The 26,566-nt window shown below is 53.7% G+C and carries 26 protein-coding genes, 1 rRNA gene and 1 riboswitch; of the genes, 4 read left to right on the top strand and 23 right to left on the bottom strand.

What is annotated here, in order from left to right; genetic code table 11:
* Positions 1–45 precede the first annotated feature (45 nt).
* Positions 46–1,818 (bottom strand): adenine deaminase C-terminal domain-containing protein, encoded by a 1,773-nt coding sequence (locus IEV46_RS13785; protein WP_188433129.1) that lies wholly within the window; start codon positions 1,816–1,818, stop codon positions 46–48.
* 131 nt (positions 1,819–1,949) lie between these two features.
* On the opposite strand from IEV46_RS13785, the gene IEV46_RS13780 reads away from it, so the two are divergent.
* The 4 genes from IEV46_RS13780 to IEV46_RS13770 all read left to right on the top strand — a co-directional run bounded on the left by IEV46_RS13780 (position 1,950) and on the right by IEV46_RS13770 (position 3,505).
* Positions 1,950–2,198, top strand: a complete 249-nt coding sequence (locus IEV46_RS13780) for a YgaP family membrane protein (protein ID WP_229736128.1) — start codon at positions 1,950–1,952, stop codon at positions 2,196–2,198.
* 3 nt (positions 2,199–2,201) lie between these two features.
* A complete protein-coding gene (locus tag IEV46_RS18360; protein ID WP_268235913.1) occupies positions 2,202–2,330 on the top strand; it encodes an EYxxD motif small membrane protein in 129 nt (42 codons plus the stop codon).
* Between the two features lie 79 nt (positions 2,331–2,409).
* Entirely contained in the window at positions 2,410–3,048 is a 639-nt protein-coding gene (locus tag IEV46_RS13775; protein WP_188433127.1) for a CBS domain-containing protein, read from the top strand.
* A gap of 235 nt (positions 3,049–3,283) precedes the next feature.
* The gene (locus IEV46_RS13770) at positions 3,284–3,505 is read left to right on the top strand and encodes a hypothetical protein (RefSeq protein ID WP_188433126.1); all 222 of its coding nucleotides are present in this window, start codon (positions 3,284–3,286) and stop codon (positions 3,503–3,505) included.
* Between the two features lie 57 nt (positions 3,506–3,562).
* Here IEV46_RS13770 and IEV46_RS13765 read toward each other — a convergent pair whose 3' ends face one another.
* The 22 genes from IEV46_RS13765 to rrf form a co-directional block, all read right to left on the bottom strand.
* Complete coding sequence (locus tag IEV46_RS13765) at positions 3,563–4,552, bottom strand: CDP-alcohol phosphatidyltransferase family protein (protein ID WP_188433125.1); 990 nt, start codon at positions 4,550–4,552, stop codon at positions 3,563–3,565.
* Positions 4,553–4,558: 6 nt separating this feature from the next.
* On the bottom strand, positions 4,559–5,308 hold the full coding sequence (locus IEV46_RS13760; RefSeq protein ID WP_188433124.1) for an ABC transporter ATP-binding protein: 750 nt from the start codon (positions 5,306–5,308) through the stop codon (positions 4,559–4,561).
* A gap of 2 nt (positions 5,309–5,310) precedes the next feature.
* Positions 5,311–6,129, bottom strand: coding sequence for an ABC transporter permease (locus IEV46_RS13755; RefSeq protein ID WP_188433123.1), 819 nt, complete (start codon positions 6,127–6,129; stop codon positions 5,311–5,313).
* 12 nt (positions 6,130–6,141) lie between these two features.
* Complete coding sequence (locus IEV46_RS13750) at positions 6,142–7,236, bottom strand: iron-containing alcohol dehydrogenase family protein (RefSeq protein WP_188433122.1); 1,095 nt, start codon at positions 7,234–7,236, stop codon at positions 6,142–6,144.
* Positions 7,237–7,254: 18 nt separating this feature from the next.
* Positions 7,255–7,971, bottom strand: coding sequence for a phosphocholine cytidylyltransferase family protein (locus tag IEV46_RS13745; protein ID WP_188433121.1), 717 nt, complete (start codon positions 7,969–7,971; stop codon positions 7,255–7,257).
* Positions 7,972–8,030: 59 nt separating this feature from the next.
* Positions 8,031–8,771 (bottom strand): CDP-alcohol phosphatidyltransferase family protein, encoded by a 741-nt coding sequence (locus tag IEV46_RS13740; RefSeq protein WP_188433120.1) that lies wholly within the window; start codon positions 8,769–8,771, stop codon positions 8,031–8,033.
* A complete protein-coding gene (locus IEV46_RS13735) occupies positions 8,749–9,813 on the bottom strand; it encodes a glycosyltransferase family 2 protein (RefSeq protein WP_229736127.1) in 1,065 nt (354 codons plus the stop codon). The genes IEV46_RS13740 and IEV46_RS13735 overlap by 23 nt, the downstream gene beginning before the upstream one ends.
* A 930-nt stretch (positions 9,814–10,743) precedes the next feature.
* Positions 10,744–12,018 (bottom strand): phosphoribosylamine--glycine ligase, encoded by a 1,275-nt coding sequence (gene purD, locus IEV46_RS13730; RefSeq protein WP_188433119.1) that lies wholly within the window; start codon positions 12,016–12,018, stop codon positions 10,744–10,746.
* A gap of 167 nt (positions 12,019–12,185) precedes the next feature.
* Positions 12,186–12,464 (bottom strand): hypothetical protein, encoded by a 279-nt coding sequence (locus IEV46_RS13725; protein WP_188433118.1) that lies wholly within the window; start codon positions 12,462–12,464, stop codon positions 12,186–12,188.
* Positions 12,465–12,533: 69 nt separating this feature from the next.
* Entirely contained in the window at positions 12,534–14,075 is a 1,542-nt protein-coding gene (gene purH / locus IEV46_RS13720) for a bifunctional phosphoribosylaminoimidazolecarboxamide formyltransferase/IMP cyclohydrolase (RefSeq protein WP_188433117.1), read from the bottom strand.
* Positions 14,076–14,158: 83 nt separating this feature from the next.
* Positions 14,159–14,761, bottom strand: coding sequence for a phosphoribosylglycinamide formyltransferase (purN, locus tag IEV46_RS13715; RefSeq protein WP_188433116.1), 603 nt, complete (start codon positions 14,759–14,761; stop codon positions 14,159–14,161).
* Positions 14,758–15,792 carry a phosphoribosylformylglycinamidine cyclo-ligase gene (gene purM, locus IEV46_RS13710; RefSeq protein ID WP_188433115.1) on the bottom strand — a complete coding sequence of 345 codons (1,035 nt, stop codon included), beginning with the start codon at positions 15,790–15,792 and terminating at the stop codon, positions 14,758–14,760. The genes purN and purM overlap by 4 nt, the downstream gene beginning before the upstream one ends.
* On the bottom strand, positions 15,789–17,225 hold the full coding sequence (gene purF / locus IEV46_RS13705; protein ID WP_188433114.1) for an amidophosphoribosyltransferase: 1,437 nt from the start codon (positions 17,223–17,225) through the stop codon (positions 15,789–15,791). Before purF ends, purM begins: the two co-directional genes overlap by 4 nt.
* Positions 17,195–19,483, bottom strand: a complete 2,289-nt coding sequence (gene purL / locus IEV46_RS13700; RefSeq protein ID WP_229736125.1) for a phosphoribosylformylglycinamidine synthase subunit PurL — start codon at positions 19,481–19,483, stop codon at positions 17,195–17,197. Before purL ends, purF begins: the two co-directional genes overlap by 31 nt.
* Positions 19,470–20,153, bottom strand: a complete 684-nt coding sequence (gene purQ / locus IEV46_RS13695; protein WP_188433113.1) for a phosphoribosylformylglycinamidine synthase subunit PurQ — start codon at positions 20,151–20,153, stop codon at positions 19,470–19,472. Before purQ ends, purL begins: the two co-directional genes overlap by 14 nt.
* 1 nt (position 20,154) lies before the next feature.
* Positions 20,155–20,406, bottom strand: a complete 252-nt coding sequence (gene purS / locus IEV46_RS13690; protein WP_188433112.1) for a phosphoribosylformylglycinamidine synthase subunit PurS — start codon at positions 20,404–20,406, stop codon at positions 20,155–20,157.
* Positions 20,399–21,118: a phosphoribosylaminoimidazolesuccinocarboxamide synthase gene (purC, locus tag IEV46_RS13685; RefSeq protein ID WP_188433111.1), complete on the bottom strand. Its 720-nt coding sequence runs from the start codon at positions 21,116–21,118 to the stop codon at positions 20,399–20,401. The genes purS and purC overlap by 8 nt, the downstream gene beginning before the upstream one ends.
* Positions 21,119–21,345: 227 nt before the next feature.
* Positions 21,346–22,641 carry an adenylosuccinate lyase gene (gene purB, locus IEV46_RS13680; RefSeq protein WP_188433110.1) on the bottom strand — a complete coding sequence of 432 codons (1,296 nt, stop codon included), beginning with the start codon at positions 22,639–22,641 and terminating at the stop codon, positions 21,346–21,348.
* A 9-nt stretch (positions 22,642–22,650) separates the two neighbouring features.
* A complete protein-coding gene (gene purK / locus IEV46_RS13675; RefSeq protein WP_188433109.1) occupies positions 22,651–23,805 on the bottom strand; it encodes a 5-(carboxyamino)imidazole ribonucleotide synthase in 1,155 nt (384 codons plus the stop codon).
* A 2-nt stretch (positions 23,806–23,807) separates the two neighbouring features.
* Positions 23,808–24,302, bottom strand: a complete 495-nt coding sequence (purE, locus tag IEV46_RS13670; protein WP_188433164.1) for a 5-(carboxyamino)imidazole ribonucleotide mutase — start codon at positions 24,300–24,302, stop codon at positions 23,808–23,810.
* 218 nt (positions 24,303–24,520) lie between these two features.
* Positions 24,521–24,622, bottom strand: a riboswitch (purine riboswitch).
* Between the two features lie 226 nt (positions 24,623–24,848).
* Complete coding sequence (locus tag IEV46_RS13665) at positions 24,849–26,084, bottom strand: dicarboxylate/amino acid:cation symporter (RefSeq protein WP_188433108.1); 1,236 nt, start codon at positions 26,082–26,084, stop codon at positions 24,849–24,851.
* Between the two features lie 410 nt (positions 26,085–26,494).
* A 5S ribosomal RNA gene (gene rrf, locus IEV46_RS18790) occupies positions 26,495–26,566 on the bottom strand; the annotation flags it as partial.

The following is a 26,566-nucleotide window of genomic DNA, read 5'->3' as shown; positions in this document are numbered from 1 at the left end:
ATATCCGGTAAAACAGGAGGGGCAATTCCCCCTCCTGTTTTTCATTCATTTCAACCGTTCTGCTGGGATCAACACCTTTTTTTCTTTGATATGCATCAAACCTTCTGCCGTCAAGCGAGCCTGAGGTAAATGAGTGGAAGAGAGAAACAGAAACGTATAGATCGGATCGTGGAAGGGATGATCATGTTCCTTCATGCGGCGGAGAAATTCCTCCGTCCGGGGGATCAGTTCACTCAACGAGAGCAGACTCGTTTTTCCTGCCAGAGGAAGCGGGAGATTGTACACTTCCTCCCCATTCTGCTCCCAAATGATCCCTCCCCCTTGTTCCAAAGCGCGGTTGGCGGCACGGGCCATCGCTTCCGGATTTCTTCCCACCAACAACAAGTCATCGGATCCGTTATAAGTGCTGACCAAACCGTCAATATCCCGGCCGAACCCCCGCACCAGCGATTTGGTGATCCACTTTCCTTCCCGATCAGCCAGAGCAACCAATAAATCTCCTTCACCCAAGGGAAGGGACGATCGGGTCCCCTCCGGGGGTTCTTTCCACTCCAGCTTGGTGATCACCGGGTTGAGCAATCGAAGAATGGGAATTTTCCCTTCTGTACCCCCGGGGAGTTTTTCCAGGTGTTCTGGACGGACCCATCCCTTCCATCGCCGGTTGAGAGTGGGATATCCGGCCCAGTCGACCCCAGGAAAGGAGCGCAGGAGAGACTTTCTTTCCGCCACAGGCTCCCCGTCGGCCACCACCCGTTCCGGCACCGGTTCCTCCAGAGAAGAGAGGATATTGATATCGGCAATCCGACCCGGCGCAATCGCTCCCAGATGCTCATCCAGACGATAGTAACACGCCGGGTTCAGGGTGACCATCTGATAAGCCCGAACAGGCGGGCAACCGGCTTCCATCGCCGTTCTCAAGACATAATCCACAAACCCTTTGCGAAGATAGGGAGGCGTGGGACCGTCCGTCGTCAACATCAGGCGATGCCAAGGAATCTCCCCGTTCCATTGGAGCAATCCTTTGATCAATTCCGGAAGATCCGGACGCAAGGAGCTGTGCCGAAGCGTTGTCATATAGCCCAGCCTCAGACGGTCCAGAACTTCCTCCGCCGAGATACTCTCATGATCCCCCGTCACCCCCGCCGCCGCCAGACGGGACAAGGTGCGAGAAGAAGCTCCAGGGGCATGTCCTTCCACCCGGATCCCCCTTCTCCTCGCTTCACCCACCCAGCGGGTGCGATTTTCTTCCCCCTCCAATAAGGGCATCCAATCAGTCAACTCACCGGCCTGCACCACGGAGGGGCGCTTTAATTCCCCAGACACCCGATCATCGCCGAACAAAAAGCGGAAATCCTCATCCAGGTGGGCCTGAGCATCCAACCGTGCCCACCACAACATCTTGACCGGCAGGCGATCCAACGCTTCCAGTAACCGACTCCATTCATCCGGATCCAGAAGAGTGAAAAAGAAAAGATTATCATTAATCAGGGTGGTGGTCCCCCTTCCGAGGACCTCTGCGGCCAAAGTGACCGGATGGTACAACTGAAACGGGTGGGCATGGGGCTCGATGTAGCCTGGTACCAGCACTTTGTCCGTCACATCGATGATACGGCGGGAGTCCGGCAGCTGAAGCCCCCCTTTCTTCATATCACCCACATAAGCGATCCGCTCGTCACAAAGAGCCACATCGGCACGCTCCAGCTCTCCCGTGAACACATTGAGCACTATGCCCCCCATAAGCACACGGGTGGGTAACAACTTTCCGGTCGCGGTTCGGATCAGTTTATCCAAATGATGATATCGAATCCTGTTGGTCAATCTTCCGTTTCCCCCTCTGATCCGTTTTTTACTTCCATGCTACCACAACCCACCAAAACCCGTCCTTCGTATATGGGACACTCCTCCGATCATAATAAGAGCGAAAACATCTGCTGGGGAGGTGAAGAATGATGCAAAAAAATGTGGGAACTTGGGATGCACTGATGAGAATCACCTTCGGCTTAACGGGACTGGCCTGGAGTGCCTCCCGGCTGGTCCAACGCCCTGTCCGCCTGATGCCGCTGATGGTGGCCGGATTGTCAGCCATGAAAGTGGCGGAGGGAATCACCCGCTTTTGTCCCATGTTGTTCGCCATGGGAATCTCCACACGGAATACCGGGCCACGGCACATGAACACTCTGGATCGACAGGAGGGGTAAATTTTGGAACAGTTGTGGGCCCTTAACGACAAATGGAACGATTACTCCTTTGTCATCCTGAGCGCGGTGGGCTCCTTGGTGGTACTGGGACTGGTGATCCATCTGTTCCGCCGTCGAAACAGAAGCCGGTAACTTTTTCTGCTGTTAAACCCACATTCCCCCTTTGACTCCAACATATATTGGTGTGACTATAGAAGGGGGAATTGAGTAGATGTTCATTCGCAATTGCATGACACCAGTTTCGGAATTGTCAACCGTCCCACTAAACGCCACCATTCAAGATACTTTGGATCTGTTGGAACAACAAGGTTTGGAATCCGCCCCGGTAGTGGATGATCGGGGACGGTTTGCGGGAGTCACCGGGTACAAAACCATTTTCCAATCTCTGTTGCAGCATCAGAAAGGATGGGAATCCTCATTCCGCATCCAACCGATTGCTCCAACAGTGGAGCCGATTCAAACCCTCCACCTGGACAGTGACTTTGAGGAGACACTGCCACTGGTGATTCGTCATCCTTTTGTACCCATCGTGGATAAAAAGGATTCAACCTTAATAGGGATTGTAAAAATCAGCGATATTGAATCAGCCATGGCCGTAGCCATGGGGTATGGTGTCAAAGGCATCCGGATCTTGCTCGGCGTCGTGACTGACACCCCGTATACACTGGAACACCTGTTGGAGACTTTGAAACCTTACCAGGTGAACATTATCTCCGTGACGACTTTCGATGCCGGAAAAGCCGCGGCCCGACGGATCCTGTTAAAGCTCGCGCCCACTCCGAAGGTGAAAGCGATCCGTGAAAAGCTGAACCGACGGGGTTTCCGGACGCTCAGTGTAAAACAGACCTGATCTCTTTTTGCCATGCCATACTCCGCTGTCCACGGCGGAGTCTTTTATTTTTATTTCCGTCTTCAGAAAATTCCCCTTGAATCTTCCCCGGCCTCCCCTTTATTTTAGAAGAGAGGAAGATTTACTTCTCCTTTCCGCCACCCAAAGATCGGTGGCAATCCCTAAAGATCATGGTATGATATACAGCATGGGGAACGTATGATCGAGATGTTTCCACAGAGGAGAGTGAGAAAGTATGTCTCTGACCGAAGAAGAAAAAGAAACCGTAATCCAGTTTGATGAAGCGGGACAAACCGCCTTAGTCTATACAGCCAGTTGGGGCATGGCCCGTAACTTGAAACGTGCCGGATACGCCCCCGTGAAAAAGACACAAGGCGCTTGGTGGTTTGAAGTTCCCTTGGGGGCTCTCAGCATCCAAGGGGAAAAGCTGACTATGAACCTGGATTCTCTTCGATAAGCCACCGCCAAAAATGAACAACGGACCCCCTGTGGATCAGGGGGTCCGTTGTTTCGGTTAGCGGTTCTCGGCTTCGGTCTCTTCAGGAGGAAGGGTCGCTTCAATCGTTGCCGTGGCCATTTCAATATTGTTCAGTTCCCGTTGAAAGTCCTTTGTGGACAGCCAGATTTTATAAAGGATGGCCGCTTCAAATGCCATCAACAGGATCGCCCCGAAAAAGATAATCTCTTTCATAAACCCAATGATGGGTGCCACCACAAACACAAACATTTGAAACTCGATTCCACTGAACAGATGCATCCGGATCCGCTTTTCCAGAAAGTAATCCCTTACCTTCATGTAATGGGTGAACTTGGATTTAAATTCTTGCTGCAGGTCAAATTTTTTCTTCCGTAACAATTCGGTGTTCACCGTTTCGTGATCCCGTTCGGTCTCATCTTCCTCTTCTTCCGGTTTGTCCACCTGGGTGGATTCTTCCGGAATTTCAATGACGATCCCGGCGGCTTCGCCAATCCGCTTCAGTTTCCTTTTCGCCTTCCGGAGTTTACCCCGCATTTCCCGCCGAAGTTTGTACAACTGAAGGGCGTTGATATGGCGGGCACAGTAGGCTGCCAAGAATAAAAATCCCAGATACAGATAGGTGACATCTTCTGTAATCCGATATTGACTGTAGGTCAGTGCCGCCGCAGCGAGCACGACCCGGATATGGTCCAAACTGATATCCAACAGCATTCCAAAGGTGGATCCCGTCCCTTTCAGGCGGGCGATTTTTCCGTCCATACAGTCAATGATAAAACTGATGTGATACAGGATTGCACCAACCACCAGGGCCGTGGTGTGACCCAGGAAAAAACAATAAACGGATGTCATCCCCAATGCAAAAGAAAACAGTGAAAGTTGATTGGGCGTGATGTTCGTATAATTGGCCGTGGGCACGATCAGGCGGGAGGCAACAGGATCCACAAGCAATACGGTCCACCAAGCATCTTTTTTCTTATAGGTTTCTTTTACATCTTCTAGAGAAAATTTATCTCGGTCCCCACTCAAAGAGCATCACGCTCCTTTCTTTTTTTTCTTTTTTTTCTTTTCATCCTGATATTTATCGATCATCTCGTTGATATCCCCGACATCCACCACTCGACCCTTCTCCAGGATCAAAGCCCGGTCACAGATCCGGCGCAGCGGTTTGAGGCTGTGGGAGACGATCACAAGGGTTTTTCCCGAATTGCGAAGCTCTTCCATCTTGGTATAACATTTTTGTTTAAAATCCTTATCCCCGACGGCCAACACTTCATCGATCAGAATGATGTCCGCATCGATGTGGATGGCGATGGAGAAGCCCAACCGGGCCTTCATCCCTGATGAGTAAAATTTCACCGGTGTGTTGATAAACTCATCCAGCTCGGAAAACTCCACGATCTTTGGATAAGCTTCAGCGATCTGTTTTTTATCCAAGCCAAAGATGGCACAGTTGAGCCGGATATTTTCCGCACCCGTCAGATCCCGGGACAGACCCGCCCCCAACTCAATCAGGGGAGCCACTTTTCCTTCAATCTTCACCTCGCCGGAATCGGGTTGAATGATTCCGGACAACACCTTGAACAGTGTGCTTTTCCCCGCTCCATTTTTTCCGATGATGGCGTAGGATTCCCCCTTGTTCACTTGGAAGGAAACACCGTTCAAAGCTGTAAACTCTTTATAACGTTTTTCCCCTTTTACCAACGAGATGAAGAACCCTTTCAGGGTTTTGTCATAAGCTTTCCGAAAATACTTGGTCAGATTGTTGACGACAATCGCTTCCATCGTCAGATCACTTCCCCTACACGGCGATTCATCCGTCTAAACAAATACCAAGCCGCCAAAAACAAGATCAACGTCAAGATTACGGTGTAGATCAGCCAAAAACCGGGAATGCCAAACTTATCGGGCAATCCTTGATCGGCAAAAAACACACCGTGATACATGGAGATCATCACCGCCATCGGGTTCAGGAAATACAGGTCGGCAAACTGCTGAACCAGTTCACTGGACTTCTCTTCATACAGAATGGAAATGGGATAGATAATCGGACAGAGATACATCCAAGCCCGCATCACCAGATTGACGATGAACTCGACATCCCGATAGTAGACATTCAGCACAGACACCAGCAAGGCAAGGGCCAACGTAAATAGTGCCTGCAACAGGATCACTCCGGGCAGCATCGCCAGATAATCCCACTGAATCGTTTTTCCGTATGCCACTGCCATGATAAAAACCAGGGTGAAAGCAGGGATGAAGTTGACCAGATTGGAGATCAACATGGTCAACGGGAAGATCTCTCTGGGGAAATATACCTTTTTGATCAAAGAAGCATTGCCGGAAAGCGCCTTGGTTCCTTTCCGGATCGAGTTATTGAAGAAAGTCCAAGGAATCAACCCCGCCAAAACATACAGAGGATAGGGATCGATTCCTTTGTTCAGATCGATAATATATCCGAACACCAAGGTGTAGATCACCATCAGTCCCAAGGGTTCCAGCAAGGTCCAAAAGAAACCGAACAGGGAGTTGCGGTACCGGACCTTTAATTCCTTGTGAACCAGAAAATACATCAGTTCCTTGTATTTCATCAGATGTGCGAGCATGTTCGCGACTCCTTATCCTGCGGACGAACCCGTCAGTTGGTAGCGATTTTTTGCGTGCTCGGGATAAACTTCGTCCAGGATTTTATCTATGAATTCGTCCGTCAGTTCAAACTCGTTCAGGATGGTATACCGGTTCCGCATCGACGGGGCTTTGCGGATCGCCCGGTGCATTTCCTCCCGGGTGTAGCCCAGATCTTCATAATGAGCGGGCAAGCCCAGCTTTTCATAAACTGGGGCCAATTTCTCCACTTGCTCCCGTTTTCCCTGGAGATATTCGCTGACGAGCACTCCGAGAGCCACCTGCTCTCCGTGAAGGGCTTTTCCACCGCAATGGTAGTCCAACGCATGACTGATCAGATGCTCGGATCCGCTGCAGGGCCGGCTCGAACCGGCGATGGACATGGCGATTCCGCTCATGATCAAGGATTCCGCCGCTCCCTTGATCAATCTGGAGGAATTCACCCCCGAACGATTGACCAGGTTCAGAAAAGAATCCACCGCATTGTTCGCCATGAGATTGGCGAAGGTGTTCATCTCTTCTTCGCCGGCATTATGGGCCAAGCGCCAGTCAAACAGTGCCGATTTGTTGGAGAGGAGGTCTCCAATCCCGGCGGACATCAGCCTCGGCGGGGAGGAGGCCAACAGATCCAGATCGATCACCACACCTTGAGGCATCTTCACTCCGATGCTCGTGCTTTTGTTCAACATCTTGATCACAGCGACAGGGGAACAGATCGCGTCACTGGAGATGGCAGTGGGAAACAGCACCACCGGAACATTGCTCCGGGTTCCCACTACCTTGGAAACATCCAAAGCTTTTCCCCCGCCGACACCGAAGATGATGTCGGGAGGGTCTTCCAGCACCAACCGTTCCAGTTCGTTGATCGTGTCCAATGTGTTGTTTTCACAACTCATCACCTGAATACGGGAAGCCTGACCGGAGATTACCTCCATAATCTCATGGGTCACGGCACGGGTTTTTCCGCTCCCGCTGACCAAGGCAACCTTTTGATTTTTGATCCACTCGTACACCTGGGTTTTATACAGGTGGGGAATTGCCTTGTGTTCGATAATCAACTGAACCGGGATACGCACTTTGATTGTCATCATCCATCTCCTCCCCGGTCAGGTCAGAACGGTGGCCGCCAGTTTTTTGGCCGTCTCCAGATCGTTGAAATCATCGATCTCCACCCACGGGTATCCCTGGGTATCCACCCCGATGATTTCCAGATCCGCCGCACAAGCTTCATATACGTTTTCATACCAGGCGTCGGTCTCTCCATTGTCGATCATGGTGCGCGCCGTCTTGTAGAGGATCTCCAGTTCCGGACGGGCCAGTTTGGAAATTCCGATATATTCCCCATCCGCTTCATCCAGCGCAATCTTCTTGTTGATCAACGTCAACCGGCTCCCCCCGCTCATTTTGACGCGCATGGCCTCTTCCGTCAGCTTTTTTTCCGTATCCACCAGGATCGCGGTCCGAGCCTCTGCGCCGAGAAGCAAGGGAATCATCCGTTCATCGAAAAAGTCGTCGGAGTTGATCAGAAGAATGTCATCCCCGATCTCCTCCGTCAACAGAAACGAGTAAATATTGTTCATGGATTCATAGTTGGGATTGAAAATAAACCGGATCCCGGTTCCGGCGAAGTGTTCCTGGATCCGTTCCATTTTGTAACCACCGAGAACATGGATATCCTCGTCGGCAAAGCCCGCTTTTCGGACACTTTCCACCTGGTATTGAACCAAGGGCTTGCCATTGATTTCAATCATCGCCTTCGGTTTATCATCGGTTTCCGGACGCAGGCGGCTGCCCACTCCGGCTGCCAGGATTACAACTTTCATGTTATACACTCCTCACCGTTTGTAATATCCGTTTTACACAAATTTAATCCAGCCGCAATCTATCTTAACTTGGATGTGGTAAGATACAAGCGAACCAGCGTTTTCAAGGCCGTAACACCGAGAAAGACGATCAACAACAAGGAAACCAGCGGGAATGGAATCGCGATTTCCACCAATACCATGACCAACAACAAGGCGAAGAAGCCGGGCATCCCCGTAAAAAATGCCAGCCACTCCATGAAAGCGGAAGAGGTCCTCATCTCGCTGACCGGATCGTTTTCATCCTCTTTCAATCCCACATAGTTGTAGGCCAGCGGAACCAACAGCCCCAGTGTTCCGATCACGACAGCCCCATAGATGAGGGTCGCCGGGAGCAGATCGACCTCCACTCGGCCCGTTTCCCTGAGGAAAGCCAGAGAAATGCCGGTCAGGATCGGAATGCTCATGGCCCGGATCAGGGTATCCACAAACACACCGAGACGCCCGGTCATTCCTTTCAAACGGGCCAGCTCGCCATCCAGACAATCACAGAGATAACCCAGGTTGTAACAGAGAACCGCCGACAGATACCCCCAAACCTCCCCAATCATCAAAAACCAACCGGTCATTGCGAAAAAAAGGAGGCTGGACCAACTGATCCCGTTTGGCGTCACCCGGGTTCGGCCCAGCATTAACGTCACATAGACGGAGATCCTGCGCAACACATACCAGGACCAGATTTCCTCCAGGTGTCTGGGTTTTTGGCAGAGGATCCGGAGTTGGCGAATCCGATCACTGTCAACGGGCAATGTTGGTCGCATTATTATCGTATCGCTGCTCTTCATGGACCCGGTCACCCCTCCAGTAATGTCTGCTCAGGTAGCTGGCGGCCGAGCCGAACCCGCGGCTGAAATGCAACAGGAAAAATGACAGCATGCAAGGGAGAAAATACTTCCATCCCTTTTTGACGATCCCCCATGACGAGCCGATCAAAATAGAAAAGTAAACTGTGATCAATGCGAGTAAGGTGAACCAAGCCACCGTGCTGAAAAATGAGGCGACCCCCAACACCAATGAAGTCAAGACGACCACCAACGGGATATAATGACGCCAACGGAGTACACCGGAGCCTCGCTTGCTCGCCACAATCGTCCATTTCCCGTCACTGTAGGATTTTTTCAAAAAGGCGGATAAAGTGTTTCGTACAAAATACGTGGACCGGACGGTGGTGGACAAAAAGAAGGATCCCCCGCTTCTGCGGATGCGGGCATGCATCTCCAAGTCTTCATTTCTTTTCAGCTCATCGCTGAAAAGGCCCACCCGCTCAAAGATCTCCCGCTTGTATGCCCCATAAGGAACGGTGTCCACATATCCCTCCCATTTTTTTTTGGTGGTTCGGAACTTGGAGTTGCCGACTCCAAAAGGATGGGAATAGACGTAAGCGTTCACCTCTCCCCAAAATCCGGATCCCTTGGTCTCCACCACGCCTCCCACACAGGAAGCCTCGGGCACCCGCTGTGCAACGCGGTAAGTGCTGGACAGAAAGTCCGGGGGAATTTGACTGTGCCCGTCGACCCGGATCACATACTCTCCGCGGGAGTGCTGTATTCCAAGGTTCCAACCCGGTGCAAGGGTTCTTTGGGGATTGGACAGATAACGAATCCGACCGGGATAACGCCTCTGAAATTCTTCTACGATTTGCGGAGTGGAATCCTGGGATTCCCCGTCCACCACGATCACTTCATACCGATCTTGCGGAAAGTCTTGGTTCAAAACGGATTCCAGCAGATTCCTTATATATGCTTCTTCATTTCTTACAACCAGTAAAAAAGAAAAAACCAACGGATTTTCGATGGGAATCACCCGCTCTCTACCTGCTACCCAAAGCGTGTCTGATAAAAAAAATAACTCGGGCCGACTTCTTGCAAAACGCGCACACCGTGGAACCCCGGGAGCGAAAGAGATCTCGGTGAGACATGTGTACTCCCCTGAAAAAGGACTCTCCGCCGGTCACACAGGCTTCCCCTACAGATTACATAGAAGTGAATAACCAGACACACCCAGTATCAGGATGAAAAAGTCATGCCACAAGGATGAGGCTATGATCCTCTCACTTGTATGGGTTTGGATTTGGAAACAACCATCCTTTGAAACGGGCTGAGCCCTGTTCCCCTCTCCCATCCTCTCCTCTGACCGATTTTCCTGCATTCTTATCATAACATAACATGGGCCTGTTTTCTCTACAATCACAGCCCCCTTCCTTGTAAATAAATACATATAATTCCTGGTTCTGCTCCGATCCCGGATATATGAATAAAATGATGGGGAATTTTATCTTATCATGTTCAGACGGTTTTGCGGGGGATTCATTTGCAAATAGTTCTTTTAACGAATATCTTCTCCCCGACGGTACCACGGACACACCTTTGGTCTTATTCCGGGAAATTCGTCCACATGCAGGAAGGGATCAGGCCACTGATCACGACAAAGGTTGGGATTACCGGTCTGCTCACTCTTCGGGATTGGCTTCACATGATCTGTCCGTGTTTTCAATAAAAGCACGTCATGCGTTTCAACTGCATATCAAAACCATCCCGGCGGAAATGGGATGGTCAAGGATCAGTCGTTGATTCACCCGAAAATGAACGATGGAAAAAATCGTGTACTGTCGCAGCAGGGGCGGGAGTGAAGCGACCCGGTTGAGACCTGTGCCCAATGGGTAAAACGGTCGCGTGGCAGAACAGGATCTCCCCACCCAAAATATAGATGATACATACCCGGTGAAGGATGATTTCAGACTTTACGTCCTTTCACTCCACGAATGCCGATGTCCTTCCGGTAATGGGCCCCCTCAAAATCGATGGATTTCACACTCCGATAGGCCGCTTCCCTCGCTGATTGCAGATCCGCGCCCAAGGAAGTTACACCCAGAACCCTTCCTCCCGATGTGATCAGAACACCGTCTTCCCGGGATGTACCGGCATGAAACACCATCAGCTCCCTGGTATCGGCAAAAACCCCCCGGATCTTTTTTCCCTTCACGTAATTCCCGGGATAACCTTCAGAAGCCATCACCACACAGAGGGATGACTCCGGCTTCCACCGGATCGATAGTTCCTTCAGTCGGCCTTTTGTGATGGCTGATAAAATCTCCGCCAAGTCGCTGTCCAAGCGGGGAAGCACCACTTGGGTCTCCGGATCTCCGAACCGGGCATTAAACTCAATCACCTTGGGACCCGTATCGGTCATCATCAGACCGGCATAAAGGACACCCCGGTAGCGGAGCCCCTCTTCCTCCATCCCCCGGGCCATCGGTTCCAGAATCTCCTTTACAACCTGCCGGATCCTCTCCTCCGAAATCTGGGGCACCGGGCTGTAGGCCCCCATTCCCCCGGTGTTGGGTCCCCGGTCCCCATCGAAAACCGGTTTATGGTCTTGGGCCGGAACCATCGGACAGACTGTTTCACCGTCGACGAAGGCCATCAGGGAGATTTCTTCCCCCTCCAGATACTCCTCGACCACGATCTCTTCCCCTGCCTGGCCAAAGGCCCGAAATCTCATCAGGTCTTCCACCGCTTTTTCGGCCTCATCCAAGGTACGGGCCACGAACACTCCCTTGCCCGCAGCCAAGCCGTCAGCTTTCACCACGATGGGTGCTCCTTGCTCCCGAATATAGCGAATCGCTGCATCTGAATCGGTGAAAGTGCGGTATCTACCGGTAGGTACTCCGTACTTTTCCATCAATTCTTTGGCAAATCGCTTGCTCCCTTCCACCCGGGCCGCCCTTTTCCGCGGGCCGAAAATCGGCAGTCCCTCCCTTTCAAAAGCATCCACCACCCCCGCCATCAGGGATGCTTCCGGGCCGACCACGGTCAGGTCTATCTTCTTTTCCCGGGCAAAACGGACCAGGGATTCCACATCGGTAGGGGATATCGGGGGAGTGACGGCATGAGCCTCCATTCCTCCGTTACCGGGAGTGCAATAAACCTTTGTCACCCGGGGACTCTGCATCAATTTCCAAACGAGGGCATGTTCCCGCCCTCCTCCGCCGATCACCAACACACGCACAACCGGCCACCGCCTTTCCGAAAGGGGGTAAAATCAGATCACGTACCGATCAGCCCTTTTATCCTCACCGGCTTGTCCCATTTTGAGGAAGGGACCCTGAAAAACCGGGCAGGGAGGGGTGGGTTCCCGCCCACCCACTTCATCTTGTCCGGATCACCTTCACCCGATCAGCCAAACCATAAACTGACTCCAAACAGAAGGATCGTCACCACGATAAAGATAAAGGCCCAATCCTCTTTTGCTCCGGACATCGATCCTTTTTCCCTGTGAAAGGAAGGATGGGACATGATTCCGCTCATCGCGATCGCAATCAGAAAATAGATTCCTCCTGCCACACGAATCGTGTACTGCCAGGATAAAGGCTCGTACCAACCTAGGAAACTGACCAGCCACAAGAGGGAAATCGTCGCGGCAACGATCAAGATCGACCAACGAATCACATACATCATCCACCCTCCCCGACGTTCCTGTTTTCATATCTATACGCCGGCAATGGATAGGGTGTTAATAGGGAATCAATGTTTGAAGTGTCGGGTGTGGGTGAAGACCATGGCGATTCCATGACGATCCGCCTCTTCGATGGACTCCTGATCCCGAATGGAACCACCGGGTTGAATGATCGCCGTCACTCCCGCCGTCGCCGCCGATTCCACGGTGTCCTTCATCGGAAAAAATGCATCAGATGCGAGCACTGCACCTTTTCCCCGTTCTCCGGCCTGTGCGATGGCGATGCGGGCCGCACCCACCCGGTTCATCTGGCCGGCCCCCACCCCGACAGTGGAGAAGTCCCGGGCCAGTACAATCGCGTTTGATTTCACGTGTTTCACCACTTTCCAAGCGAACAAAAGCTGTTCCCACTCCGCTTCAGAGGGTTGACGACGAGTGACCACGGTACAATCTTTTCGGAGTACAGACTTGACATCCCCGGCTTGTACCAAGGCACCGCCTCCCACACTGTTTACACGGGTAGGTCCTTCCACTTCCTTGGACAAATCCCCTACGCGAAGCAGGCGGAGGTTTTTCTTCTCCTGCAAAAGGGCGATCGCTTCCTGTTCGAAGTCCGGCGCCAAAATGATTTCCAGAAAAATCTCCTTGAGACTTTGCGCCGTCTTCCGATCCACCACCCGATTGAGAGCGACTATGCCGCCAAAGATGGAGACCGGATCCGATTCATAGGCTTTCCGGTACGCTTGAATCAGGTTATCTCCCACACCCACGCCGCAGGGATTCATATGTTTCACCGCGACAGCAGCGGGACGGTCAAACTCGGATACAATTTCCAAAGCTGCGTTGGCATCGTTGATATTGTTGTATGAAAGTTCTTTTCCGTGAAGCTGCTCCGCTGTGGCCACCGTCCCGGTCCGTGGCAGCGGATCCCGGTAAAAGGCCGCCGGCTGATGGGGGTTCTCCCCGTAACGAAGATCCTGTGCTTTTTCAAAGGTGATCGTCCACTTCTCCGGGTGGGTTTCCCCCGTTTGCCTGGTGAGATAAGAGGCGATCAGGGCATCATAGGCCGCGGTGTGCCGAAACGCCTTCGCCGCCAATCTCTCCCGGGTCGACCTCTGCACCCCACCCCCGGCGATCTCTTCCAACAATGAAGCGTAATCCGCCGGATCCACCACCACCGTCACATAACGATGGTTCTTCGCCGCCGCCCGCACCATGGAGGGACCTCCGATATCGATGTTCTCAATGGCCTCTGCTCGGGTCACTCCCGGTTTGGCGATCGTCTCCTGAAAAGGATAAAGGTTGACCACCACCAAATCGAAGGTATCGATATTTAGTTCCCCCAATTGACGTGCGTGGTTTTCTTGATTTCGCACAGCCAGCAGCCCCGCGTGGATCCGGGGATGGAGGGTTTTCACCCTGCCGTCCAGAATCTCTGGAAAACCGGTTACTTCTGACACACCGATCACGGGGATTCCCGAGTTCACCAATTTTTTCTGGGTGCCTCCGGTGGAGACAATCTCCACACCCAGTTCGGACAATCTCTTCGCCAAATCCAGGATACCGGTTTTATCCGATACACTGATCAGTGCCCGTCGGATCGATTTCAAGCTTGACGTCCCCCTTCTAAGGCGTTGTGATTTGGAAGTGTTGGGAATGTGCAGCCGGTTCCCTGTGACAGTTCACAATGCTTCTAGTGCCGCCCACTTTCTCTTCCGTCAGGCGGAAGAATCTTCCCGGTCAACCATTTCCGGACCACTGCGGGATACAGGTTGTGCTCGACAAACTGGACTTTCCTGCGCAAAGATTCCACCGTCTCCCCCGGTTCCACCAACACCGGTTTCTGTTCGATGATCGGGCCGGTGTCGATTCCCTCATCCACCCAATGCACCGTCACTCCAGTCCAACGGACTCCATAATTCAAGGCTTGCTCCAGGGCGTCTTTTCCCTGGAAAGCAGGGAGCAGGGAAGGGTGGATATTCAGGATACGCCAACGATAGGCTTCCAGCAAAACCGGGCCCACGATTCGCATATAGCCGGCCAGCAGGATCCGTCGTATTCCAAATTCCCCCAACACCGAGAGGATGGCCTGTTCATAGGCCGCTTTGGTTTCGTAATCGGAGGGATTGAAGACCACAGCAGTCACCCCCAGACGCTTTGCCCTTTCCAGAACCTGGGCCTTGGGCCGATCCGTGAGCATCAGCGTGACGGGCTCGGGCCAACCCTGTCGCCGCGATTTCTCCACCAGTACTTCAAAGTTGCTGCCGTCTCCAGATGCAAAAACTGCGATGCTCAAGCTGAATCCCTCCCGCTCCACATCACCCCGTCGCCCTGGGTCACCTCTCCGATCACGTAAGCCCGTTCTCCCGCTTCCACGGCAGTTCGGAGAGCCTGATCCACCTGATTCTCCGGCACGAAGAGGACCATTCCGATCCCCATGTTAAAGGTGCGGTACAAATCATCCTCAGATAATCCCCCCTCATGGGCCAGAACCTGAAAGATCTCCGGCTGCGGCCAGGATTCCCGGTAGAGGCGGATTCCACGACCTGAAGGGAGCATGCGGGGCACGTTTTCCACCAGACCGCCCCCGGTGATATGAGCGCCCCCTTTCACCTCACAGACCTTCATCAGATCCCGGAAAGCACGCACATAGATCCGGGTGGGTGCTATCAGCGCATCCCCCCAGGAGATCTCACCCCAAGGCACCTGTTCTTCAAGACGCTTCGGGTCATCCGGGAGCAAAATTTTTCTGGCGAGGGAATATCCATTGCTGTGCAAACCGTCGGAAGCCAAACCCAGAATGCGGTCCCCGGGTTGGATACTTTCCCCTGTCAACAGACGCTCCTGTTCCACAACACCGACGGCAAAACCGGCCACATCGTATTCCCCGGCGGAATACATGCCCGGCATTTCCGCCGTCTCGCCTCCGATCAGGGTACAGCCTGCCTGCTCACATCCATCGGCGATTCCTTTGACTACAGCTTCCACCTGGTCGGGCAACAGCTTGCCTGTGGCCAGGTAGTCGAGAAAGAAGAGCGGCTCCGCTCCTTGGACGATCAGATCGTTGACACACATGGCGACACAGTCGATCCCGATGGTGTCGTGGCGATCCATGGCAAAGGCCAGTTTCAATTTGGTTCCGACCCCGTCGGTGGCCGCCACCAACACGGGGTTTTGGTAACCGGACAACCGGAAGAGTCCTCCGAATCCTCCCAGATCTCCAAGCACTTCCGGACGGCGGGTCCGTCTAACGTGCCCTTTGATGCGTTCCACCACTTCATTGCCGACATCAATGTCGACCCCTGCCTGTCGGTACGCTTCACTCATCCTCTGTTCCCCTCCGCAACCTGCGGCAACTTCTCCTCGATTGCCGTCGGATATTTTCCGTTGAAACAGGCCAAACAGTGACTGCAATTCCCCTGTGCCGGAGTTCGACCCACAGCCCGGATCAATCCCTCTTCGCTCAGAAAGGAAAGACTGTCAGCCCCAATGATCTGCCGAATTTCTTCGACGGTGTGTTTGGCCGCGATCAACCGCTCCCGATCCGAGGTGTCGATCCCGTAGAAACAGGAGTGGCGGACCGGCGGGGAGCTGATTCGGACATGAACTTCCTTCGCCCCGGCCTCCTTCAGTATCCTGACAATGCGACGGCTGGTGGTACCCCGGACAATGGAGTCATCGATCATCACCACCCGCTTTCCCTCCACCACCCTGCGAACTGCGGAGAGTTTCATCTTGACTCCCTGCTCTCGCAAGTGCTGACTGGGCTGGATAAAAGTACGCGCAACATAGCGGTTTTTGATCAGCCCCAGTTCATAGGGAATCCCTGCCGCCTCTGCAAAACCAATCGCTGCAGACGTGCTGGAATCCGGCACGCCGGTGACGACATCGGCATCCACCGGTGCTTCCCGGTACAGCTGACCCCCGAGGCGTTTACGGGCCCCATGCACATTGATGCCGTCAATATCACTGTCCGGCCGGGCGAAATAGATATACTCAAAGGAACAGACCGCGGGGCGGGCCGGTTCAGCAAAACGGAAAGAGCGCAATCCCTGTTTCCCTTTCAAGTCCAGAGTCAGCATTTCCCCCGGTTCAACGGTGCGCAGAGCTTCAGCCCCGATCACATCAAAGGCGCAGGTCTCGGAAGAAAAGATGTAGGAATCCCCCAGCATGCCCATGGACAAGGGACGCAACCCATGGGGGTCCTGAGCGACCACTAGGGAATCGTTGGTCAAGATGAGGAGCGCATAGGCACCCACCAGTTGGTTGAGGGCCTCTTTCACTGCCTCCTCGAAGTGAGACGCCCGAGACTGGGCGATCAGATGGGCGATCACTTCGGTGTCGGAGGTGGTGTGAAATACCGCCCCACGGCCTTCCAATTTTTTTTTCAGCCGAACGGCATTGATCAGATTGCCGTTGGTGGCCAGGGCCAACTGGCCGACGACAGCATGGTGGAAAACCAAGGGCTGGGCATTGGTCAACAGGCTTTCCCCCGAGGTGGAGTAGCGCACATGGCCGATGGCGGCATTCCCGACCAATCCTTTGAGAATCTCCCCATTGAATACTTCATGGACCAGCCCCATACTCCGGTGGTAACGAAAACCCGTACCCCCGGTCACCACCATCCCGGCGCTTTCCTGCCCCCGATGCTGCAAGGCATGAAGGCCGTAGTAAGTCAGCTGGGCTGCATCGGGGTGACCGATGATGCCGAAGACCCCGCACTCCTCTTTCAACTCGTCGAAGACGGATTCATCGCGCATGGGATCGCCCCTTCCCAGTCGGTTTTCAGCTGCTGCACCGATGCGTCGATCACATGCTTCCCATTAATGTCCACAACGAGAGATTCTCCCCCGACAGTCCCGATCCGTGTGCAAGCCATCCCCTGATCTGTCGCCAGTTCCATCAGGGATTCGGCGTATTCCCCAGGCAGACTCAGCACCACCCTGGATTGGGATTCACTGAACAGGCAGACCGCGGGATCCAATGGAGTCTCCATCCGGATCACAGCTCCGAGCCCCCTGCCAAAACAAGATTCGGCGAGGGTTGTCGCCAGCCCGCCTATGGAGCAATCATGGGCTGAGGAGATCCATCCTTTTTGGATGGCAGCCAGGACCAGATGGTGCAATCGCTTCTCCTTCGCCAGATCGATCTGCGGCGGGCGTCCGGAGATTTTTCCTTCCATCACCAGCTGAAGCTCGCTCCCGCCCAGTTCCGGAAGGGTCTCTCCCAGCAGGAAGATGATATCTCCTTCTTGTTTGAACTCCTGGGTGGTGATATGGTGACGACTGGTAACCAATCCCACCATGCCCACCACGGGGGTGGGGTGGATGGTTCCCTTGGACTCGTTATACAAACTGACATTCCCGCCGACGACCGGTGTCTCCAGGGCCCGGCAAGCTTCACTCATGCCCTCGACAGCTCCCTCCAATTGCCAGAAGACCTCCGGCTTTTCCGGACTTCCGAAGTTGAGACAGTCGGTGACCCCAAGGGGCTTCGCTCCAGAACAGACCACATTGCGGGCCGCTTCCGCCACGGCAATCGCTCCGCCTTTGGCTGGATCGAGATAGACGTAGCGACCGTTCCCATCGGTGGACATGGCCAAAGCTTTGTCCAAGCCGTCCATCATGATTACGGCTGCATCGGATCCCGGGCGGACCGCTGTGCTGGTACGAACCATATGGTCATACTGTTGGTAGACCCATTGTTTGCTGGCCACGTTAGGGGAGGAGAGAACTTTTTTCAGTGCTTTTTGGGGATCCACCCCGGCCAAGGTATCTTCCGGACACAGATCCGCATGTTGGCGATAATAGGCAGGCTCCTCCCCTTTGCGGTGAACTACCGGAGCCTCGTCCACCAAGGTACGGACCGGAATATCCACCACCAAACGCCCACGGTGTCGGACCCGGTAACGGCCGTCATCGGTCACCCGTCCCACCACGGCGGATGAGAGCCCCCATTTGTCCAGAACTTCCCGAACTTCAACCTCTTTGCCCTTCTCCACCACCAGCAACATCCGTTCCTGAGATTCGGACAGCATCATTTCATAAGGGGTCATCCCTGTTTCCCGCTGTGGAACATCGTCCAGATTCAGCACCATTCCCGCCCCGCCTTTGGCGGCCATCTCCGCACTGGAACTGGTGAGCCCTGCGGCTCCCATATCCTGAATCCCGATGAGTAACCCTTTTTTGACCAGCTCCAAGCAGGCTTCCATCAGCAATTTTTCCATAAAGGGATCCCCTGCCTGAACTGAGGGGCGCTTCTCCTCGGCATCTTCACCCAATTCTTCGGAGGCGAAGGTGGCCCCGTGGATCCCGTCGCGCCCGGTGCTGGCTCCCACGTAGATCACCGGATTTCCTCTTCCGGCGGCGATTCCCTTTTGCAGCTCATCATGGGAAAGTATCCCGACACACATGGCATTGACCAGGGGATTTCCTTCATAGCTGTCGTCAAATTCCACTTCCCCGCCGACGGTGGGGATTCCCACCACATTTCCATAATGGGCGATCCCCGCCACAGCTTGCTGAAACAGATAGCGAACCCGGGGGTTGGAAAGATTCCCGAAGCGAAGGGAGTTCAGCAGGGCCACCGGCCGGGCTCCCATGGAAAACACATCCCGGATGATGCCCCCGACACCGGTGGCCGCACCCTGGAAGGGCTCCACTGCTGTCGGGTGATTGTGGCTCTCTATTTTAAAGACCACCGCTTGGCCATCCCCGATATCCAGTGCGCCTGCCCCTTCCCCGGGACCCTGCAATACTCTGGGTCCCTCCACCGGGAACCGACGCAGAAGGGGCTTGGAGTTTTTGTAACTGCAATGCTCCGACCACATCACACTGTAAATCCCCAACTCCGTCCAGTTGGGCAATCGTCCGAGATGACCGATGATGAGTTGATACTCATCCGAAGCCAATCCCATCTCCGAATAAAGCTTCTGATCACGAATTTCCACTGGCGTCGGCTCCGACTCCGCCGCCCGATCCACCACCGGTTCAATCATCCTTTGTTCAGGCTGCACCATTGATCCCCTCCCAGGTTCGAAACATGGATTGAAACAGGCGGGCCCCGTCGGCGGATCCCATCCAATCATGAGTGGCCCGTTCCGGGTGGGGCATCAGCCCGAGCACATTTCCCTGTGCGTTGACCACTCCGGCGATCCCGGCCACGGAGCCATTGGGGTTTTCCCCGGAATAGCGGAAAACGATCCGCCCTTGTTCCTCCAATTCTTTCAGAGTCTCCGGATCACAGTAGTAGTTCCCTTCCCCGTGCGCGATGGGAAAATGAATCTCCTCACCCTCTTCATACAGACGGGTGAATGGGAGCTGATTATTCTCTACCCGCAATGGTTGAATGGCACAGCGAAACTGGAGGTGATCGTTTACCCGCATGGCACCGGGAAGAAGTCCTGCCTCCAGGAGAACCTGGAAACCATTGCAAATCCCGAGGATCATCTTCCCCTTTTCCGCCGCTTCCGCCACAGATTCCATCACAGGGGAGAAACGGGCCAGTGCACCTGTGCGCAAATAATCTCCATAGGAAAACCCGCCGGGCAATATAATGGCATCAAAGTTTTCCAGGTTGCGTTCGGTGTGCCAGACAAGATCTACTGGACGATCCAGGACCTCCCGAACGGCTTTGGCACAGTCCACATCACAATTGGAACCGGGAAAAACCGGAACGGCGAATCGCATTTTACGCCCCCTCCTCCAGTCGATACTCGTAATCCTCGATCACCGGATTGGCCAGAAGCCGGCGGCACATGGCATCCACCCGCTTTCCCGCCTCCACCTGATCCGTGGTGTTCAGCCAAAGTTCCATCGTCTTTCCGATCCGGACCTCCTCCACTTCAGTGTAGCCGAGAGAATGAAGCGATCCCTTGACGGTAGTACCCTGGGGATCCAACACACTGGATTTCAGACGAACCGTGATGATGACTTTATACATGGGCTTCCCCTCCCAAACGGTGCCAAATTTGGCGATAGGCCTCTTCCACATGACCCAGATCCCGTCGAAACCGGTCCTTGTCCAGCTTTTCGCCGGTTTCCAAGTCCCAGAAACGGCAAGTATCCGGGGAGATCTCATCGGCAAGGAGGAGTTTCCCCCCACTGTCCACTCCGAATTCAAGCTTGAAATCCACCAGTATAATCCCTTTCCCGGCCATCAGCTCCGTGAGATGCTCATTCACCCTGAGTGCGGTCTCCCGCATGCCGGTGACTTGTTCCCCGGTCGCCAGTTGAAGTAGAGCGATATGATCCTCATTGATCAAGGGATCTCCAAGCTTATCGTCCTTTAGGTAAAACTCCACCACCGGCCGGGAAAGCACCGTTCCCTCCTCTATTCCCAGACGGGAGGCAAGAGAGCCCGCTGCCCGGTTTCGAACCACCACTTCCACCGGCAAAATTTTGACATGCTTCACCAGCTGTTCTCTGGGGGAGAGAGTGCGCAGAAAATGATGGCGGATGCCCTCGCGCCCCAGCGACTCAAAGAAAAAGGCACTGATCCGGTTGTTCAGCTCTCCTTTTCCCGGGATTTGTCCTTTCTTTTCTCCGTTAAAGGCAGTGGCATCATCCTTGTACTCCACCCGGACCTGATCCGGATCTTCAGTGGAATAGATTTTTTTGGCTTTTCCCTCGTAGAGAAGCACATTCCGGCTCATCTGTTTCCCCTTCCCTCTCTGGAAGCGTTGTGAATTAGGATAGCCCAGGTCGGTCGGGATGGGGTTTCACATTCCGGCGCCAAAGTTCCGGCAATCCAAAGACGCTCCATGTGAGACCCACCCCTCCCTGCATAGCATGACCGGGGAGCGAAACGACCCTGGGCACTTGTGTCCTGTGGGTATGACAGCTTTTTCACAACGTTTCCGAGTTGAACCCGCGCACCTGTTCAGAGCAACTCCAGGCGGCGGAAGATCTCATCCACCCGCTTCAGGTGATAACGGGTGTCAAAGCAATCCTCCAACTCCTCCGGCGACAAGATGGATGCGATTCTTTCATCCTTCTCCACCAACTCTCGGAAGGAGCGCGCCTCCTCCCAGGCTTGCATCGCCAAACTCTGAATCCGGTCGTAAGCTTCTTCCCGCTTCAACCCTTTGTCGATCAGGGTGAGTAACACCCGTTGCGAAAAGATTAAACCGTAGGTCCGTTTCATGTTGCGCTCCATATTCTCCGGGAAAACGGACAAATTTTCCACGATCCCTGCAAACCGGTTGAGCATGTAATTCAGCAGAATCGTGGTGTCCGGCAAGATCACCCGCTCCGCCGAAGAGTGAGAGATGTCCCGTTCATGCCAGAGGGCCACATTTTCAAAGGCGGTCACCATATGTCCCCGTACCACCCGTGCCAGCCCGGTAATATTTTCCGATCCGATCGGATTCCGCTTGTGGGGCATGGCAGAGGAACCTTTCTGCCCCTTGCCGAAGGCTTCCTCCACTTCCCGGGTTTCGCTTTTCTGAAGTCCCCGAATCTCCACTGCGAACTTTTCCAGAGAGGTGGCGATCAGGCTTAAAGACGCCAGATATTCTGCGTGACGGTCCCGCTGCAAAGTCTGGGTGGAGATGGGCGCCGGCTTCAATCCCAGTTTTTCGCAGACATAGGATTCCACAAAAGGGTCAATATTGGCGTAAGTTCCCACAGCACCGGAAATCTTGCCGACGGCCACCGTCTCCATCGCCCGAACCAGGCGCTCCCGGTTTCGTTTCATTTCCGCGTACCACAAGGCCATTTTCAGCCCAAAGGTGGTGGGTTCGGCATGAACTCCATGGGTGCGACCCATCATCACCGTATTTTTATGTTCCAGTGCTTTCTTTTTCAGAACTGCGATGAACCGATCCACATCCCGCAACAAAATCTGATTGGCCTGGCGCAACAGGTAAGAAAGAGCGGTATCCACCACATCAGTGGACGTAAGACCGTAATGAACCCATTTGGACTCGGGCCCAAGCGTTTCCGCCACCGCCCGAGTGAAGGCCACCACATCATGGCGGGTCTCCCGCTCAATCTCCAATATCCGGTCCACATTGACCCGGGCCCCTTCCCGGATCTTGGCTACGTCCTCCTCGGGAATGACCCCCAGCTCCGCCCAGGCTTCACAAGCGAGTATCTCCACTTCCAACCAGGCGCGGTATCGGTTTTCATCGGTCCAGATGGACCCCATTTCCGGTCGGGTGTAACGTTCAATCATCGGCTGGATTCAACTCCTCTTCTCGTTGTCGGTCGCTTTCATCCATCCCAGGCGGCGAACCGTTGCTTCCGCACTTTCCCCCATCACTGTGAGATGTCCCATCTTCCGGCGGGGCCGACTCTCTCTTTTGCCGTACCAATGCACCTTCACCTGGGGAGGAAAGTTCGCCATCTGTTCCCGGATGCGGTCCACATCCTCACCCAAAATATTGACCATCACCGCCGGAGTCAATAGCCTCGAGGAACCCAACGGGAGTCCGGACAGGGCCCGGATCTGCTGCTCAAACTGAGAAACGGCACAGGCATCCAATGTATAGTGTCCCGAATTATGAGGGCGGGGGGCCAATTCATTGACCCACAGGGAGCCGTCTGGCAGCAGAAACATCTCCACCGCGATCAATCCCCGTACATTCAGCCGCTCCGCGACCTGACGGGCCAAATCTTCGGCGTGACGCAAAATTCCATCCTCCACCGGAGCAGGCACAATGGATTGATGAAGGATCTGGTTGTGGTGAATATTCCACGTCGGAGGAAAAACAGCCACTTCTCCAAGGATGCTCCTCGCTGCGATCACGGAGATCTCTTTGTCAAAGGGGACCCATTGTTCCAGGACATACTCCCGGTCCGGCTCCAGTTCCGTGAAGGCCTCCGCTTCCGCCATGGATTGAAACACCCATTGGCCTTTTCCGTCATATCCTCCGGTGGCCGTTTTGAGAACACAGGGGAAACCCAGAGATTTCCCCCCGGTGAGGAGCTCTTCCTGGTTTTTAACCACTCGGTAAGGTGTGGTGGGGACTCCCGCTTCCACCAAAGCCCTCTTTTCCCGGATCCGGTGACGGGTGACCCGGAGAAGTTCACCTCCCTGGGGGAGAAAGGCATCTTCCTCCAATATTTTCACCACGGCATCATCCACATTTTCAAATTCATAGGTAATCAAGTCACTGGTGTCCGCCAGTAACCGTGCCGCCTCCAGATCATCATAACCGGCAACGATGTGTTGATCCGCCACCTGACTCCCGGGACAATCATCCGAAGGGTCCAGGGTGACAAATCGATATCCCATCTTCTTTCCCTCCAGGATGATCATTCTTCCCAGCTGTCCACCTCCCAGGATCCCGATCGTACTCCCGGGAAGGAGAGGCTTGATCCCTTCACTATTTGCCATCCTTATCCCTCACCCGGTATGGAATGCTCCCAGACCCGTTTTCGAATTTCTTCCCGTCGCTTGACCAACTGTTTCTGCACTTCAGGGCGCTTGATTCCCACCATTTCCGCGGCCAACAGACCTGCATTGACCGCTCCCGCATCTCCGATGGATACAGTGGCCACCGGAACGCCTCCCGGCATCTGGACGATGGACAACAGGGAATCCAGCCCGTTTAATGCGGATGATTGGATCGGCACTCCAATGACAGGCAACACCGTTTTCGCCGCCACCATCCCTGGGAGATGGGCTGCCCCCCCCGCCCCGGCGACGATCACCTCCAATCCCCGTTCCTGTGCTGACTCTGCATACCCAAACATCTCATCCGGTGTCCGATGGGCGGACACCACCCGCTTCTCGAAGGGAATTTCCAGTTCTTCGAGCACCTCACAAACTTTTCCCATGGTTGGCCAATCCGATGTGCTTCCCATAATGACTCCAACCCATGGCTTCAACAGAATCCCTCCATCCTCAGTGCCTTTTAGAAGCTTGGTGAGCCAAGTCGCTCGGGATGGGGTTTCACACGACCTTTTCGTTATTCTGAACTGCCAAATTCGTGAAATCCTACCCTCCCGATCACGGCTTTTCCACAATACCTTTAGAATACCCCCTGAGCAGGAAACAGAAAAAACCCGGACAGGCAAAAGGGAAATCCCTCCCGTCCGGGCATACTTCACCCTGGAAAGGCATTTCCCATAGTCCGGAAATTTACGGTTTCCGGGTAGAGACACTCGGGCCCTATTCCCGAGCATATATGAGAAACAACAATGAGTCGTTTATTAAGCTGTGCAATCTCAGTTTAACAGGATCACCCACATCCGTCAACCAAAACCGAACATTATCATCATTACCCCATATAAGTGTTCGCTTTTAATTAAAAAGGACAAATCCATGACAATCGGTTGCTTTCCTTGACTCCTGTGTCCAAAGGAGTAGAATGAAGAAAAAATTAAAGTTAAAAATAAAACCGGCCCCCGGATTGCCCGGGTTCCGGTCAAGTTCCTTTACGCAGATTGAGGAGCCGCTTGGTCTCCCACCTCTTCACCTTCCGACTTTGCCACACAGGTGGCAACCATGGCGTCACCGGTGATGTTGATGGCTGTACGGCTCATATCGAGGAGGCGGTCAACCCCCAGCACGATTCCCAAGCCTTCCAGGGGCAATCCCACGACGGGGAAGACCATCGTCAACATCACGATTCCCGCGGAAGGCACCGCAGCAGTACCGACGGAAGCCAGAGTGGCGGTCAGGATGATCAACAGCTGCTGGGGGAAGGTGAGATCGATCCCATACACCTGGGCGATAAAAATGGATGCGACCCCCTGCATGATCGCCGTACCATCCATATTGATGGTCGCCCCCAGGGGCAGGACAAAGCTGCTGATCCCCTTCGGCACTTTGAGACCCCGTTCCACCTGATCAATGGTCACCGGCAAAGTGGCGGCACTGGAACTGGTGGTGAAGGCCACTTCCATCGCCGGGAACATCGTCTTGAAGAATTTGATCGGGCTGATTTTGGCCCAGAACTTCAGGAACAGACTGTAGGTGAGTCCCGCATGAACCACCAAGGCCAACAACAGTGTGATCATGTACATCGCCATGGAACCGATCATTTCCAGGCCGGCCTCACCCACGGCTTTGGCCATCAAAGCGAAGGCGGCATAGGGAACCACTGTCATCAGCAAGTGAACCAACTTCATCATCACTTCGTTGGCTTGCTCCACGACTTCCTTGACCCGGGCCACCTTTTCACCGATCAGGGCGATCCCGACCCCAAAGGCGAGAGCAAAGAAGATGATCTGAAGCATCTCTCCCTCAGCCAAAGCATTGATCGGGTTGTCGGGAATGATGTTCATCAAGGTCTCCATCACCGGAGGAGCGGCTTCAATGTCCGTTTTTTCCGGTTTGGCCACTTCAACCCCTTCACCCGGACCTATGACATTGGCCAGCAACAGGGCGATGGTGATGGCGATTGCCGTGGTGATCAGATAGAGAAAAACCGTCTTGCCGCCGATCCTCCCCAGTTTTTTCGGATTACCGATCCCGGCGGCACCCATGACGATGGAGAAGAAGACCAACGGAACCACAATCATTTTGATCGCTCTGATAAACAGATCACCGACCGGTGCAAACAACCACGTGTTTAAAACCGTGAAAGCGTCAGGATAAAATTGGTTGAGTACGAGACCCACGATGAGACCCAGGATAATTCCAAGAAAGGTTTTGGTTGTGAGTTTCATGCATTCCACCTACCTTTACCTAGATTCACAAATCACTATTCATTTTCTGAAAAGGGGATCCTGTCACAACGTTGTGTTAATTGGGACGAGCTTGACAAAGCGTTGTGAAAAGGCTTACCAAACTCGTGTTAGTTCACCTTCCATACAATTATATCATACATAAGCAACATATTCAGCAATCATTAGACATTTACTTATAGAATATATTCCCTGGTTTCTGCTAATAAGAATGGCCTATGGAGCTCACTTGCACACTTGATCCACCTCCCCCTCGTGGGTTACAACGAAGACAGACTATGCTTGAGCATATGCCGCCCCCGATTGTCTCATTCCAATACAAACACCCCCCGGATCCAACTGGATCCGGGGGGTGTTTTCCACGGTCACACCGCAGGCACTTCTTTCAGATTGCCTGGCAACGTCCTACTCTCCCAGGGGCCTGCGCCCCAAGTACCATCGGCGCTGGAGGGCTTAACTTCCGT

It is taken from the genome of Kroppenstedtia guangzhouensis (assembly GCF_014637345.1).
In the GTDB taxonomy this organism is placed as follows: domain Bacteria; phylum Bacillota; class Bacilli; order Thermoactinomycetales; family DSM-45169; genus Kroppenstedtia; species Kroppenstedtia guangzhouensis.
Note: the sequence above shows the minus strand (reverse complement) of the source record. Positions and strands in the feature narration are given on the sequence as shown.